This window comes from Streptomyces sp. CRCS-T-1, from assembly GCF_024442335.1.
Taxonomy (GTDB): Bacteria; Actinomycetota; Actinomycetes; order Streptomycetales; family Streptomycetaceae; genus Streptomyces; species Streptomyces koelreuteriae.
In genome coordinates this window covers 673,411-687,862 of sequence record NZ_CP101651.1, presented here as the reverse complement: position 1 = coordinate 687,862, position 14,452 = coordinate 673,411, and the positions used below count along the sequence as shown (strand labels likewise).

At 72.2% G+C, this 14,452-nt stretch carries 16 protein-coding genes; 3 read left to right on the top strand and 13 right to left on the bottom strand.

Annotated elements, in window-relative coordinates; translation table 11 throughout:
* Positions 1–10: 10 nt before the first annotated feature.
* A complete protein-coding gene (locus NNW99_RS03160) occupies positions 11–997 on the bottom strand; it encodes an LLM class flavin-dependent oxidoreductase (protein WP_215117058.1) in 987 nt (328 codons plus the stop codon).
* A gap of 134 nt (positions 998–1,131) precedes the next feature.
* On the opposite strand from NNW99_RS03160, the gene NNW99_RS03155 reads away from it, so the two are divergent.
* Positions 1,132–1,842, top strand: a complete 711-nt coding sequence (locus NNW99_RS03155) for a DNA polymerase beta superfamily protein (protein ID WP_215117057.1) — start codon at positions 1,132–1,134, stop codon at positions 1,840–1,842.
* Here the strand turns inward: NNW99_RS03155 and rpmF are convergent.
* The 4 genes from rpmF to NNW99_RS03135 all read right to left on the bottom strand — a co-directional run bounded on the left by rpmF (position 1,825) and on the right by NNW99_RS03135 (position 5,654).
* Positions 1,825–1,995: a 50S ribosomal protein L32 gene (gene rpmF, locus NNW99_RS03150; protein WP_031108795.1), complete on the bottom strand. Its 171-nt coding sequence runs from the start codon at positions 1,993–1,995 to the stop codon at positions 1,825–1,827. The two genes, NNW99_RS03155 and rpmF, sit on opposite strands and share 18 nt — an antisense overlap.
* 103 nt (positions 1,996–2,098) lie before the next feature.
* On the bottom strand, positions 2,099–3,694 hold the full coding sequence (locus NNW99_RS03145; RefSeq protein WP_215124120.1) for a cation acetate symporter: 1,596 nt from the start codon (positions 3,692–3,694) through the stop codon (positions 2,099–2,101).
* Positions 3,691–4,140, bottom strand: coding sequence for a DUF485 domain-containing protein (locus NNW99_RS03140; protein ID WP_215117056.1), 450 nt, complete (start codon positions 4,138–4,140; stop codon positions 3,691–3,693). Before NNW99_RS03140 ends, NNW99_RS03145 begins: the two co-directional genes overlap by 4 nt.
* A 302-nt stretch (positions 4,141–4,442) precedes the next feature.
* A complete protein-coding gene (locus NNW99_RS03135) occupies positions 4,443–5,654 on the bottom strand; it encodes a right-handed parallel beta-helix repeat-containing protein (protein WP_215117055.1) in 1,212 nt (403 codons plus the stop codon).
* A 111-nt stretch (positions 5,655–5,765) separates the two neighbouring features.
* Between NNW99_RS03135 and NNW99_RS03130 the strand changes: the two genes are divergently transcribed.
* Positions 5,766–6,260, top strand: a complete 495-nt coding sequence (locus NNW99_RS03130; RefSeq protein WP_215117054.1) for a hypothetical protein — start codon at positions 5,766–5,768, stop codon at positions 6,258–6,260.
* A gap of 16 nt (positions 6,261–6,276) precedes the next feature.
* On the opposite strand, the gene NNW99_RS03125 is transcribed toward NNW99_RS03130, so the two are convergent.
* From NNW99_RS03125 to egtA, 5 genes are all read right to left on the bottom strand, one after another.
* Positions 6,277–6,492, bottom strand: coding sequence for a dodecin (locus NNW99_RS03125; protein ID WP_193477460.1), 216 nt, complete (start codon positions 6,490–6,492; stop codon positions 6,277–6,279).
* A 109-nt stretch (positions 6,493–6,601) separates the two neighbouring features.
* Positions 6,602–7,564, bottom strand: coding sequence for an L-histidine N(alpha)-methyltransferase (gene egtD, locus NNW99_RS03120; protein WP_215117053.1), 963 nt, complete (start codon positions 7,562–7,564; stop codon positions 6,602–6,604).
* A complete protein-coding gene (gene egtC / locus NNW99_RS03115; RefSeq protein ID WP_215117052.1) occupies positions 7,561–8,352 on the bottom strand; it encodes an ergothioneine biosynthesis protein EgtC in 792 nt (263 codons plus the stop codon). The genes egtD and egtC overlap by 4 nt, the downstream gene beginning before the upstream one ends.
* Complete coding sequence (gene egtB / locus NNW99_RS03110) at positions 8,352–9,689, bottom strand: ergothioneine biosynthesis protein EgtB (RefSeq protein WP_215117051.1); 1,338 nt, start codon at positions 9,687–9,689, stop codon at positions 8,352–8,354. The genes egtC and egtB overlap by 1 nt, the downstream gene beginning before the upstream one ends.
* Positions 9,686–10,999 (bottom strand): ergothioneine biosynthesis glutamate--cysteine ligase EgtA, encoded by a 1,314-nt coding sequence (gene egtA / locus NNW99_RS03105; RefSeq protein ID WP_215117050.1) that lies wholly within the window; start codon positions 10,997–10,999, stop codon positions 9,686–9,688. Before egtA ends, egtB begins: the two co-directional genes overlap by 4 nt.
* Before the next feature lie 291 nt (positions 11,000–11,290).
* Here egtA and NNW99_RS03100 point away from each other — a divergent pair, with 291 nt between their 5' ends.
* Entirely contained in the window at positions 11,291–12,133 is an 843-nt protein-coding gene (locus tag NNW99_RS03100) for a TIGR02452 family protein (protein ID WP_215117049.1), read from the top strand.
* A 6-nt stretch (positions 12,134–12,139) separates the two neighbouring features.
* On the opposite strand, the gene NNW99_RS03095 is transcribed toward NNW99_RS03100, so the two are convergent.
* The 3 genes from NNW99_RS03095 to NNW99_RS03085 all read right to left on the bottom strand — a co-directional run bounded on the left by NNW99_RS03095 (position 12,140) and on the right by NNW99_RS03085 (position 14,452).
* Positions 12,140–12,586, bottom strand: coding sequence for a type II toxin-antitoxin system PemK/MazF family toxin (locus tag NNW99_RS03095; RefSeq protein WP_215117048.1), 447 nt, complete (start codon positions 12,584–12,586; stop codon positions 12,140–12,142).
* Between the two features lie 43 nt (positions 12,587–12,629).
* Complete coding sequence (locus NNW99_RS03090; RefSeq protein WP_215124119.1) at positions 12,630–14,099, bottom strand: flotillin family protein; 1,470 nt, start codon at positions 14,097–14,099, stop codon at positions 12,630–12,632.
* Positions 14,100–14,233: 134 nt separating this feature from the next.
* Positions 14,234–14,452, bottom strand: coding sequence for a hypothetical protein (locus NNW99_RS03085; RefSeq protein ID WP_215117047.1), 219 nt, complete (start codon positions 14,450–14,452; stop codon positions 14,234–14,236).

Genomic DNA, 14,452 nt, shown 5'->3' with positions numbered 1-14,452 from the left:
GGGCAGGACTCTAACCGGAGGTGATCGCGGCCAGCCGCCGGTAGGAGTCCAGCAGGGCCTCGCGGTCGTAGGTGCTGGTGGTGACGAGGACCTCCTGCGCCCCGGTCTCCTTCAGGACCGTCTCCAGCTCGTCGGCGACCTGCTCCTCGGTGCCGGCGATGTGGCCGGTGAGCCCGGACTCGTGGAAGCCGCGCTCCTTGCCCGTCATGGTGAGCGCCTCGACGTGCTCGGCGGGCGCCAGGGGAGGGAAGGTGCCGTGGGTACGGGAGTACGCCATCGCCCAGGCCTCCGGGACGAGCAGCCGCCGGGCCCCCTCGGGCGTGGACGCCACGGCGATCGTCCCCGAGATGACGACGTACGGTTCCGGCGCCCATTCGGAGGGGCGGAAGTGCTCGCGGTAGTGGTCGATGCCGCGCCGCATCTTCTCCCGGTTGCGGAGATCACCGATGACCATGGGCAGCCCCGCGCGGGCGGCGATCCCGGCGCCCTCGCCCATGGCCAGCACGAACGGCGGCACGCTCAGCCCCTCGGCGGGGCGGGCACGCACCCCGGTGGGGGAGGTGCCCCGGAACCAGCCGAGCAGCTCCCGCAGCTGGGCCTCGAAGTCCTCGGCGTCGCCCTTGTCGCGGCCCAGGGCCCTGCGGACCCCGTCGGTGAACCCGACGGACCGGCCCAGGCCCATGTCGATCCGCCCGGGGAACAGTGACTCCAGCACCCCGAACTGCTCGGCCACGACCAGCGGCCGGTGATTGGGCAGCATCACCCCGCCGGTGCCGACCCGGATCGTCCTGGTCGCGGCGGCGACGGCGGCGGCCAGCACGGTCGGCGCGGAACCGGCGACCCCGGGAACGCCGTGATGCTCCGACACCCACACCCGGTGATACCCGAGCCGCTCCAGCTCCCCCGCCAGCCGCACGGTGTCCCGCAGCGCCTCGGGGTGGGTGTGCCCCTCGCGGGTGCGGGAGCGGTCGAGGACGGACAGGCGCACTGGTTCCATACGAGGTTCTACGCCGCACAGGGGCGCCGGTATTCCGCCGTCGCCGCACCGGGACCACCGCCGGAAAACCGGGTGACCGCGTCCTGGCAGGTCAGGACAATGGCCCGGTATCCCGTAGTGAAAGGCGGCCGACCATGACCGTCCCCAACGTCCTGCTCTCCGGCATCGTCGGATCGACCGCGTACGGACTCGCCCACGAGGGGTCCGACATCGACCGCCTCGGCCTGTTCGCGGCGCCCACCGAAGAGCTGCACGGTCTGCGCCGGCCGAAGGAGTCCCACGTCGGCAAGGCGCCGGACAGCACACTGCACGAGGCCGCCAAGTGGTGCCGGCTGGCCCTGGGCGGCAACCCGACCGCCATGGAGCTGGTGTGGCTCCCGGACGAGCTGTACGAGGTGCGGACCCCGCTCGGCGACGAGCTCATCGGCATCCGCTCCTCCTTCCTGTGCGCCCGGCGCGTCAGGGACGCCTACCTGGGCTACGCCACCCAGCAGTTCCGGCGGCTGGAGAGCCGCAGCGACCGCTCGTCCTCCGCGGACACCCGCGGGCGCGCGGCGAAGCACGCCCGGCATCTCAAGCGGCTGTGCGGGCAGGGCCTGGAGCTGTACACCACCGGGCGGCTGACGATCCGCGTGGAGAACCCGGAGGAGTACCACGCCTTCGGGGAGCGGGTCGCCGCCGACCCCTCCGCCGCGCGGCCCCTGCTGGGACACTACGAGGCCGCCTTCGACACCGGCCGCACGGCGCTGCCGGACGAGCCCGACGAGGCGCCGGTCGAGGCATGGCTGCGGCGGGTCCGCGCGCACTTCTACCCGGAGGCAGCGGCCTCAGCCGTCCGGGCGTAGCAGCCCGCGCTCGTAGGCCCTGACCAGGTTCTGCGGTACGAGGTGGCGGACGCCGTCGACGGTGACCGGGACCAGCGTCGGGGTGGCCGCCTTCCACTGGGCGCGGCGGTGACGGGTGTTGCTGCGGGACATCTTCCGCTTCGGGACAGCCATGGGACTCCTCCTCGGTGGACGGGCACCGAGGACGCTACATGAAAATGGATCCCATTAACAATGAGTGTCCCCGCTGCCCGGCCGTCGATGCCCCAGCTGTGGGTCAGTCGTCGGCGCCCACCAGCATCCGCACCTCGAACTCCTCGTGCGCGGAGCTGTCCTCGGCCGGGCCCTTGTCCAGCACCGTGCCGAGCCAGCCCAGCAGGAAGCCCGCGGGGATGGAGACGATGCCCGGGTTCTGGAGCGGGAACCAGGCGAAGTCGACGTCGGGATAGAAGGAGGCCGGGGCGGAGGAGACGACGGGGGAGAACACGGCGAGCAGGACCGAGCAGGCCAGGCCGCCGTAGAGGCTGAGCAGCGCCCCCTTCGCGGTGAAGCGCCGCCAGAAGAGGGTGTAGATGATCGTCGGCAGGATCGCGGACGCCGCGATGGCGAAGGCGAGGAACGCGAGCGTCGCGGTGTTCGCCCCCCAGGCGACGAGGGCCAGCAGGATGCCGAGGACGCCGATGACCGCTCCGGACAGCCGGGCCACGGTCAGCTCCTCCGCCTCGGTGGCCTGGCCCTTGCGGATCACCTCGCTGTACAGGTCGTGCGCGAGGGACGAGGCCGCGGCCAGGGTGAGGCCCACCGCCACGGCGAGCAGGGTCAGATAGGCCAGACACGTCAGCAGCGCGGTGAGCACACTGCCACCCAACTCGTGCGCGAGCAGCAGGACGGAGGCGTTGCCGGTGCGGTCCGTGTTCTCGATGGTGTCCCGGCCGAGCAGCGCGGTGGCGCCGAGGCCGAGGATGCCGGCCCCGAAGCAGACCGCGCCGACCAGGCCGACGGCCCACAGGACGGAGGAGCGCAGCACACCGCTCTTGCGCGGGGCGAGCAGCCGCATCAGCACGTGCGGGAGGGCGGCGAGGCCGAGGACGATGGCCAGTTCGAGGCTGAAGAAGTCCAGCTTGTTGCTGACGGTCCCGCCGTAGCGCAGCCCGGGTTCGAGGAACTGCGGTCCGGCGCCGCTGCGTTCGGCCGCCCTCTCCAGCAGCGCGTCGGGGTTCCAGTCGAAGTGGTGCAGCACCAAGCCCGCCGTGAACAGCACGCCCGCCACCAGCATCACGGCCTTGATGATCTGGATGACCGTGGCGCCGGGCATGCCGCCGAGGGAGGCGTACAGGATCACGAACGTTCCGATCACCGCCACGCACAGGGTGCGGGTGGTGGCGCTGGGTGCTCCGGTGAACTGGGTCAACAGCGCCACACTGCCGACGAGTTGGGCCACCAGATAGAGCGTCGCGATGGCCAGGATGCAGACCGCGAGGGCGACCCGCACCGGCCGCTGCTGCCGGGGCAGGCGCAGCGCCACCGTGTCGCCGAGCGTGAACTTCCCCGTGCGGTGCAGGGGTTCGGCGATCAGCAGCAGCACCATCATCCAGGCGACGGTGGTGCCGCCCAGGTACATCAGTCCGTCGTAGCCGGTCAGGGCGACCAGGCCGGTGCTGCCCAGCAGGGTGGCGGCGGACAGGTAGTCGCCGCACATGGCCAGGCCGTTGCGCAACGGCGACATGGTGCGGTTGCCGAGGTAGAACTCGCTGATCTCGTCGCGCTGAGGGGCCGTCAGCAGCGCCGTGAACAGGGTGATCACGACCACGGTCAGAAACAGGACGAACGTCAGCTGCAGGCTGCTGTCGTCAATGGCGGCGGCGGTCGTCACCACGTGCGGAACCCCCTCGTGCCGTGCCGCAGGGGCTGCCCGGCGCCCTGGGGCGCCGCGGCCGGACGGGCGTGGCGGTTGTCGTTCTCGTGCTGCCGGGCGGACCTGAGGCCGCGGGCGAGCGGATCGACCCGGTCACGCATGTGCCGGACATGGCACCAGGCGGTCACGCCCATGATGACGAACTGCCCGAGGCCGAGAGTGAGCCCGATCGTGAGATGGCCGAACAGCGGCTGATTCATCACCGCGGGAACAAAACTCGACAGCAGTACATACAGCAGAAATCCGCCGGCGGACAGGATCGTCGCCCGGATCCCGAACCGACGCTGCGCGCGACGCAGCGAGAGGAATTCGGGATGGTCGGATATACGAGACGGCGGTGTGTGTTCGATGTGCGGAAGCGGAAATGTGGGAGTGTCTTCCCGCCTCGGTGGGAATTCGGGCACAGGCGCACCTTCTTCGCTGCATCGTGCCCCGCACTCGACCCTGTCGGGGAGGTGTCGCGTCCGGCTTTCGAGCAGGGTGGAGGGGCGCCGGACACGGTGAGGGGGTGCGGGCTCTGTGGGGGGGGCTCGTGAAACCGGAAAAGTCGCAGTCCGGAATCGCGGGGACGGCCACGGGGAGTATGTCAGTGCTGTGCTTGAGCTATCAACTGTGATGGTCAATTGATCTGTGGTCATCGCTCGTTCACATCCCCGGCGAATAGTCCGGACCATTTATCCGGCCAGGCTGTCTCAAATGAGCCGGATCAGAAACGGGCGCCGACGGCGGTGCCGTTGCGGGGGACGAGGAACGCCGGCGCCTTCGGCAGTGAGCCGTCCGCCGCCCGGGGGCCGGTGAGCGGACCCGGGTCGGTGCTCAGCACCGAGGAGGCGTTCCATGTGCCGCCGATGTTCCAGGAGTTGCCGTCGGCGACCGTCTTCGCCCCGACGGCCGCCGCGCGCTGGTCCGCGACGGAGAGGTTGCCGGTGAGCCGGGCGGTTCCGCCCGAGACGTCGGCGTCGAAACCCGTACCGGTGTTGCCGTACGTGGAGTTGCGGCTCAGGGCGAGGGAGCCGGGGTTGCCGTTGTCGGTGAGGCCGTGCTTCGCGTTCTTGAAGGAGACGCTGTCGCGCACGGTGTGGGCCACCGCAGGGGCCGGGCTGCCGCCGCCGAGCTTGAAGCCGTTGCCGTCGCCCGCGAAGTCGGGGAAGTTCCAGCGGTTGAATCCGTTGCCGTACGCCACCGTGTTCTCGATCGTCACCGGGGAGGCGAACTCCCAGGCGTCGAAGCCGTCGTCGACGTTGTTCCACAGCCGGGCGCCGCGCACCACGTTGCCCGTGCCGGAGCCCTCCTTGACGGCCAGGCCGTCGGCGCTCTCCCCGTTCTTGCGCGGGTCGCGGTTGCCGTAACTGTCCAGGTTCAGAATCTGGTTGTCGCTGGAGTCGCCCTGGAGCTGGAAGCCGGACTCGTAGTTGTCGTGCGTGCTCAGGCGCGAGAAGACATTGCCGTCGCAGCCGTCGCAGTACACCCCGTACGGGCCGTTGACGATCTCCAGATCCGAGATCCGCCAGTGCGACGCCTCCATGTGGACCGCCCCGCGCTCGGCACGCGGGATGCCGCCGCCGACCGGGGTGTGGCTCGCGGGCAGTCGCTCGCCGTCGACGACCACCCGCTCGCCCGGGTGGGCGGTGAGGGTGATGGGCTGGGACGCGGTCCCCGACCCGGCGATGGTGATGTTGTCCGTGAGGGCGTACGTCCCGCCGCGCACACTGATGCTGTCGCCGGGCTTCGCCAGGTCCACCGCCCGCTGGATGGTCTTCAGCGGCCGGGCGAGCGTACCGGGGGCGGAGTCGTCCCCGTTCGGCGCCACGACCAGGGTCGTGCCCGCGGCGACGGCCGGCCCCGCCGGGCCGCCCAGCACCAGGGCCAGCGCCGTCCCCGTCATCATCGCCGCCGACCAGATCCTCGTGTTGCGCATACGGCCTCCCGCCTCTGCCTGCTGGGTGTCGCAGAGCAGTGGCCGCCCGGCGCGCGAAGGTTGCCGGGCGGACACGGGAAGCGCCGGGCGGACACGGCCTAGGGTGGGAGCGTGAGTGATGATCGCAGCAAGGCGCCGCTGGCCGTGTTCGACCTGGACAACACCCTCGCCGACACCGCGCATCGGCAGAAGTTCCTGGAGCGCAGGCCGCGGGACTGGGACGGGTTCTTCGCGGCGGCGCCGCAGGACCCGCCGCTCCCGGAAGGCATCGCGCTGGTTCAGGAGAGCGAGCGGGAGTGCGAGATCGTGTATCTCACCGGCCGGCCCGAGCGCTGCCGCCGCGACACACTCGACTGGCTGGCCGCGCAGGGACTGCCCGAAGGACGCGTCCACATGCGGCCGAACGGCGACCGCAGGCCCGCCCGGGTCACCAAGCTGGAGATCCTGCGCCGGCTCGCCCGCACGCGTGAGGTCCGCGTCCTCGTGGACGACGACGAACTGGTCTGCGAGGACGCCCGGCGCGCGGGCTTCACGGTCGTCCGGGCCGACTGGGCCGCCCGGTCCGCCGAGCTGAAGGAAGCGCAGGAGCGGGAAGGACGGACCTGAGCGCGAACGCTCCCGGCTACTCGCCCTCCTCCAGCCGGAAGCCCACCTTGAGCCCCACCTGCCAGTGCGCGATCTGCCCGTCCTCGAGCTGGCCGCGCACCTGGGTCACCTCGAACCAGTCCAGGTTGCGCAGCGTCTGCGAGGCCCGGCCGATGCCGTTGCGGATGGCCGCGTCGACGCCCTCGGGCGAGGTCCCGACGATCTCCGTGACCCGGTAGGTGTGGTTCGACATGCCGCTGCTCCTCTTCTGCTGCATTCCAGTCACTCCACCGTGCCCCACACGGCGGCGAAGCGCGAGACGTCGCCGCCCGCTCCGCCGCCGTCCCGGGGCTCGAGGGAGGTCAGCGCGCCACGCTCAGCGACAGCGCGAACCGGCCCGCGCCGTCCGTCCACCAGTGCGCCAGGTCCAGCCCCGCCGCCGACAGTTCGCTCCGCACACCCTCCTGCCGGAACTTCGCCGACACCTCGGTGCGCAGCTCCTCGCCCGCCGCGAAGTCGACGGCGAGGTCGAGGGCCGGCACCTTGACCGTCTGCGCCGTACGGGAGCGCAGCCGCATCTCGATCCACTCGTGCTCGGCGTCCCAGACGGCCACATGGTCGAAGGCGACGGGCTCGAAATCGCCGCCGAGCTCACGGTTGATCACGGTCAGCACGTTCTTGTTGAACGCGGCCGTCACCCCGGCCGCGTCGTCGTACGCCCGGACCAGTACCTCCTCGTCCTTGACCAGGTCCGTGCCCATCAGCAGGGCGTCGCCCGGGGCGAGCATGCTACGCACGGTGGCCAGGAACGCGGCACGCTCGGCGGGCAGCAGATTGCCGATCGTGCCGCCGAGGAACGCCACCAGCCGCGGCCCCGGCGTGTCCGGCAGCGTCAGCTCCGCCGTGAAGTCGGCGATCAGCGCGTGCACGTCGAGCCCCGGCCGCTCGGCGGCGAGCGCCTGCCCGGCCTGGGTGAGGGCGCTGCCGCTGACGTCGACGGGGACGTAGGTGTGCAGCTCCGTGAGGGCGTCGAGCAGATGCCGCGTCTTCTCGGAGGAACCGGAGCCGAGCTCTACCAGGGTGCGGGCCCGGGTCGCCGCGGCGATGTCGCCGGAGCGCGCGAGCAGGATCTCCCGCTCGGCGCGCGTCGGGTAGTACTCGGGCAGTTCGGTGATCTTCTCGAACAGGTCGCTGCCGTGCGCGTCGTAGAACCACTTCGGCGGCAGTGTCTTGGGGGTGCCGGTCAGGCCCCGGTGGACATCGGCGCGCAGCGCGGCGTCCGTGGCGTCCTCGGGCAGATGGCGGGTGAGGCGGAACGGGCTCACGTACGGGGCTCCTTCGGGGATGCGGGGACGAGGGCGTCGGCCGGCTCCTTCAACGGGGTGAGCAGCACGTCCGTGCCGCTCGCCGCGAGGAGGGTGCGGTCGGGGACCTCCTGCCAGTGCGGATCGTCGTCGTAGGGCTCGGAGGCCACGACCGTGCCGCCGCCCGGCCGGGTGAGGTACCAGAGGGTGTCGCCCCAGGCGGTCGCGGTGATGGTGTCGCCGTTGTGCATCAGGAGGTTGAGCCGGGAGCCGGGGGCCGCGGCGGCGACCTCCAGGACCGTGTCGGCCAGCGCCTGGCCCTCCTCGTCACCGCCGCGCAGCCGGGCCAGCACCAGCGCCCACACGAGCGCCGAGTCGTTGCGGGCCTCCAGCGACAGCAGGTCCTCGGGCGGCAGGCTCCGGGACACCGGCGCGAGCGAACCGGGCCAGCCCTTGACCGCGCCGTTGTGGCTGAACAGCCAGGTCCCCGCGGCGAACGGCGCCGCCGCGGCCTCCGCGTCCGCGCCCGACAGGGTCGCGTCCCGCACCGCCGCGAGCAGCGCGTTAGTCGTCACCACCCGGGCGAGATCGGCGAAGGACAGGTCCGCCCAGATCGGCCCGGCCCGGCGGTAGCGGGCCGGCACCGGATCGCCCTCGGCGTACCAGCCGACGCCGAAACCGTCGGCGTTGACCGTCCCGTACCGCTGCCGCCGGGGCGCCCAGGACTGCCGGTACAGGCCGTGCGAAGGATCCACCAGGAGCCGCCCGAGCGGCTCACGCGGCCCCACGTACGCCACATGGCGGCACATCAGACCTCCTCCGAGCGGGCCGTGCGGAACCCGGAGAAGATCTGCCGCCGGATCGGATGGTCCCAGTTGCGGAACGTGCCCCGGCAGGCCACCGCGTCCACCGCGAAGGCACCGCCGCGCAGCACCTTGTAGCCGGACCCGAAGAAGACCTCCGAGTACTCCTTGTACGGGAACGCCTTGAACCCCGGGTAGGGCAGGAACTCGCTCGACGTCCACTCCCACACATCGCCGATCAACTGCCGTACGCCGAGCGGGGACTCGCCGGCCGGATAGCTCCCGGCCGGTGCCGGACGCAGATGCCGCTGCCCGAGGTTGGCGTGCTCGGGCCCCGGGTCGGCGTCGCCCCACGGGTAGCGCATGGAACGGTCACCGGCCGGGTCGTACCGGGCCGCCTTCTCCCACTCGGCCTCTGTGGGCAGCCGGCGTCCGGCCCAGCGGGCGTAGGCGTCGGCCTCGTACCAGCACACGTGCAGCACCGGCTCGTCGCGCGGTACGACCTCGGTGAGGCCGAAGCGCCGGCGCAGCCACTGCCTGCCGTCCCGCCGCCAGTACAGCGGGTGGGCGATGGAGTTCCGGCGGATGTGGGTCCAGCCGTCCGCGGTCCACCAGCGCTGGTCGTCGTAGCCGCCGTCCTCGATGAACGCCTGGTACGCGCCGTTCGTCACCGGCGTGGTGTCGATGTGGAACGGCGCGACCTCGCGCCGGTGCGCCGGGCGTTCGTTGTCCAGGGCCCACGGCTCGCCGGAGGTGCCCATCGTGAACGGGCCGCCCGGGACCAGGACTTCGGACGGGCCGGTGAACAGTGGCGCCGGCTCCGGGTCGGGCGCGGTCAGGGCCTGCGGGCCCCTGCGCAGCTGATGTGTGATCAGCATGGTCTCGTCGTGCTGCTGTTCGTGCTGCGCGATCATCCCGAAGGCGAACCCGGCCTCCGTCAGCCGCGTCCCGTGGAACGCGGCCCCCTCCAGCACGTCCAGGGCCCGGCCCCGGACGTCGGCCGCGTAGGTGCGCGCCTCCCCGGGCGACAGCAGGGGCAGCTTCGGCCGCTCGGCCCGCGGGTGCTCGAAGGCGTCGTAGAGGCTGTCTATCTCGGGGCGTATCGCGTCCTGCCCGGCGACGGCCCGCAGCAGCCACTGCTCCTCCTGGTTGCCGATGTGCGCCAGGTCCCACACCAGCGGCGACATCAGCGGCGAGTGCTGCGCGGTCAGGTCGGGCTCCTCGACACAGCTCGTCAGCAGCGTGGTGCGCTCGCGGGCGACCACCAGCGAGGCGACCGCGCGCTCGCGGAGCATCTCGGGGTCGACGGTGTCGATGTCGACGGCGGGATCGGTGTCGGTCATGGGCGGAAGTCCTTCCCGTGGGCGCGACCGTCGGTGGCGCGCTGTCGGTCGAGCAGGTCGTCGGCGGGGCAGCGGCCCCGGACGACATAGCGGTCCAGATGGGCCGAGACGGCCTCCATGACCTCGGGCGCGGCGCCGAGCCGGGGCAGGGCGTCCAGCGCGGTCGTGAAGCACGTGACGGCCACCTCGCGCAGTTCGGCGTCGGCCAGCCCGCTGCGGGCCGCGTCGAGCCACAGCGGGTTGTGCGGCGCGGGCAGTCCCAGCGTCCGCTCGGCCAGCGGCTTCACGGCCCGGTAGGCGGTCTCCGCGGCCTCCGGGTCGTCGAACAGCGCCGCGGTCACGGCGAGCGGCACGATCCAGCCGTCGTCCCCCGGCTGCGCGTCGATCATGCGCAGTTCCAGGTGGCCGCGCGGCCTGACCGGCGGGAACAGCGTCGTGACGTGGTAGTCGAGGTCCTCACGCGTGGGCGGTCTCGGCACCCCCGTCCGGATCCACTCCCGGAAGGTGAGCCCCTCGGGGACGTCCCAGGGCCCGCCGTTCTGCCGGACGCACATCACGGGGGAGTCCAGCACATGCCGGGCCCAGGCGCCGCGCGGGTCGGTGTCCAGCGGCGGTGCTCCCGCCCGGCCGGCGCCGATCCGCGTCCACAGCAGCTGCCGGGTGGACATCCAGCCGGTCGGCCGGTGAACGGCGAGCGGGGAACTGGCGAACGCGGCCACCAGGACCGGGCCCAGATGATGGGCCAGCCACCAGCGCCGCACCAGGCCGAGCGGGCCGGGCTCCTCATGACCGGCGTCGAGGCACACCTGTACGGAGGCGGAGGTGCACATCATGGCGCGGCCGGAGGGGCCCGTGCGGTCCAGGCAGCGCTCCATGGCGTCGTAGCGCGGTTCGCGCAGGAACCGGCGGGGTTCGTGCCAGGGATCGTGGCCGAGGCCGACGAGGGCGAGGTCCTCCTCGCGCAGGACCGTGCGGACGGCGTCGAGGTCGGCGGAGACTGTACCGATGCACTCCGTCAGCGAGTCGGCGGGGGGCGAGCTCAGCTCCAGCTGGCCGCCGGGCTCCACGGTGAGCGCCGACCTCAGAGGCAGGTTCCGCACTGCGGCGTAGGCCGCTTCGAGTCGTTCGGGTGTGACGGGGAGCTGCGGTGCGCGCAGCTCGTGGACGAGCCATTCCACCTCGACCCCGAGGCGGCGTGGCGGGCCGGTCTTGAAGCAGATGCCGCGCACCAAGGCCTCGACGTCTGCGGCGGACAGTGCGGTGGGTGGCTCGGTACAGCCACTCGCCGATGCACTAGGGGAATCGGACATGTCGGGATCCTCCTGAGATTCCACCATGCCATCGGTCCGGGCTCTCGGCGGCCCGGGCCGGGGATCACTCGTCCCAGCCAAGACCTTCACGTCGCTCGGCACAAGGGGGCAAAACAGGGCGTTCCGGGCCGGTCGTCGGGGTCAACCGGACGTTTCCCCGGGCTTTCCCCGGCGTTCCCCGGCGACGGAAACTCCGTTGCGCCACGGAGCGGGCATCACGCACGATGCCTGCGTGAGCACGACAAAGAAGACCGCGGGACGCGCGGTCACGGCGCGTACGGGGGTGGCGCCGTGAGCGCGCGCCTGCGCGGTATCGCGCGGCAGACCGAGCAGATCGTGGAGGCGGGCGTCTATCGGGCGCCGAACGGCCGCGAGGTGTCCATCGCCGGGGAACTGCGGGCCGCGCGCGAGGGCACACGCCTGTACGGGCCGGAACCGGTGCCGGTGCCCTCCGTTCGGGTGAGCCGGACGCAGACGAAGACGCTGATCGAGGTCACCGGCGAGAGCAGCCTGGAGGCCGCCCGCAGGCTCGGCGGGGAGGTGGCCGTGCTGAACTTCGCCTCCGCCCGCAATCCCGGCGGCGGCTACCTGAACGGCGCCCAGGCCCAGGAAGAGGCCCTGTGCCGGGCGTCCGCGCTGTACACCTGCCTGCTCCGGGCCCGTGCCTACTACGACCATCACCGCGCCCACCGCGACCCGTTCTACACGGACCGTGTCATCCACTCACCGGCCGTGCCCGTCTTCCGTGACGACCGGGGCGAGCTGCTGGACGAGCCCTACACCGCGGGCTTCCTGACCTCGCCCGCGCCCAACGCGGGCGTGGTGCTGCGCACGGCACCCGAGCGGGCCCCCGAACTGCCGCGGGCCCTGGCCGTCCGGGCCGAACGGGTCCTGGAGACGGCCGCCGCCCACGGCTACCGCCGGCTGGTGCTGGGCGCCTGGGGCTGCGGGGTGTTCCGCAACGACCCGGCCCAGGTGGCGGGGGCGTTCCGGGCGCTGCTGGAGCCCGGCGGACGGTTCGCGGAGACCTTCGAGCACGTGGCGTTCGGGATCCTGGACCGGACCCGGGAGCGCGCGGTGCTGGGCGCCTTCGAGAAGACCTTTCAGGTCTCACCGGGTGTGTTCCCGCGGTAAGGCCTCTCAGGTCCAGCCGTAGCGTTCCTGCAGCCGGCGCCTGACCCGGTTGAACCGCATTCGGTCCACCGCGCAGGCCTCCCGGCGCATCCCGTCCTCGTGCAGGCGCAGCACCCGGTCCACGCCGACCCACGAGAACCGGCCCGACCGGTCCCACGGCCCGCTGCCTATCGGCACCCACTCCCGGTCGCCGTCGTGCTCCCGGCTGGACAACTGCACGGCGAGGAAGGTGCCGCCGGCCTCGCGGGCGACGACGAGCACCGGGCGGTCCTTGCCGCGCCCGTCGTTCTCCTCGAAGGGCACCCACGTCCAGACGATCTCCCCGGGGTCCGGGTCGCCGTCGTGCGCGGGGGAGTACTCCGTGCGGACCCGGCCCACCTCGCGCGGGTCGGCCTGGACGGTGGCGGAGGGGCCGTGGCGGCCCGGGGCGTTCTCATCGGTAAACAGGGTCACGGGGGCACCCTAGAGGCTGCCCCCCGTGGTCACACCCGGCGGGTCACTTGTCGTCCACCGGTACTTTCTGGGCCTGCCCGTTGAGGGGTGAGGTGCCCTGTGGCGCCTGCCCGTTCCGGTCCATCGACGCGAGCAACTGGCGGGCCAGGCCAAGACCCGTGCCGCCCATGGTGAGGGCCTTGGCGAGCATGTCCGCCATGCCGTCGGCGCCGTTGAGGACCACCATGTTGTCGACGTTGCCGAACGCGGACGCGCCCGCCTTGACGATCTCCGGCCAGTTCTCGGCGAGTTGCTGGGCGACGACGGCCTCCTGGTTCTCGGCGAGGGCGGCGGCACGGGCCTTGATGGCCTGGGCCTCCGCGAGCCCCTTCGCCTTGGCGGCCTCGGCCGCGGCCAGCCCCCTGGCCTGCGCGGCCGCCGCCTCGGCCTCACCGGTCGCCCGGGTGGCCTGCGCGGCCGCCTCGCCCCGCGCCTTGGTCGCCTCGGCCTCGGCACCCGCGGCCGTCTTGACCCGGGTCGCCTCGGCGGCGGCCGCCAGCTCCGTCTCCTTCGCCTGGGCCTCGGCCCCCGAGATCCGCGCGTCGCGCTCCGCCTCGGCCAGGGTGCGTGTCTCGTAGGCCGCCGCGTCGGCGGGCTTGCGGACATCGGCCTGGAGCTGCTGCTCGCGGCGGTGCGCCTCCAGCTCCGCCACCCGTGTCTCCTGGACGACGACCTCCTGCCTCGCCCCGGCCTCGGCGAGCGGACCTGCCTGCCGGGCCTTGGCGGCGGCCTTGTCGCGCTCGGCCTGGTAGCCGGCCTGGAGGATCTCGCTGTCCCGGGTGGCTTCCGCCATCCGGGCGAACGACTGCTGCTCGGCCTCGGTGGCCAGCCGGTTCGCCTCCGCCTGCGCGATCCGGGCGTCCCGCTGCACGGCCGCCGCGTGCGGCATGGCCAGATTCCGGATGTACCCGGTCGGGTCCTCGATCTCGTGGATCTGCAGTGAGTCCACGATCAGCCCCAGCTTCTCCATCTCCGTGCCGCACGCGGCCCGCGTCTGACCGGTGAGCTTCTCCCGGTCCCGGATCATGTCCTCGACCGTCAACCCGCCCACGATGGACCGCAGATGACCGGCGAACACGTTGTGCACCCGCTCCGACATCAGCTTCTGCTGGTCGAGGAAGCGGCGGGCCGCGTTCGCGATCGACACGAAGTCGTCGCCCACCTTGAAGATGACCACGCCCCGCACCTTGAGCGGGATGCCCTGGTGGGTCACGCAGTCCACCTGGAGTTCCGTCTCGTTCAGGTCCAGCGAGAGCTTGCGCACCGCCTGCACCCCGGGCATCACGAGCGTGCCGCGCCCGGTGACGATGCGGAACCCCATCCCCTCCTCGATGCCCTCCGTACGGTGCTTGGACCCCGAGATGATCAGTGCCTCGTTGGGTTCGGCGACCCGCCACATGAGCTTGAACAGACCGATCAGAACGGCGACAGCGACAACCGCCGCCCCCGCCACGACGCCGACGACCATCGGCATTCGCCCCCTCTGCATGGTGCCCTCTCGGCACCGAACGAAGGGGAGTGTGCTCCTGCGCGGGCCCCGGGTACAGACGCCCGCACATCCTTGTCCAAAGCTTGACGCGTACGGCTCTCACCTGCGTCGCAGCGGGCTCAACTGTCGTACGCCGCCGCGACGTAGACGGTTCTCGGCGGCAGGTACTCGACCACCGTCACGACCGTGCCCGGCTCGATGCGGTCCGCCGGAGAGACGGGGTGGGCGAGGAAGTGCTCGGCGCCGCCGCGCACCCGGACGATCACCTCGCCGACCAGCCCGGGCCCGATCGTTCCGGTGACCCGCCCCATGAGCCCGACCATCGACGCGTCCGCCAT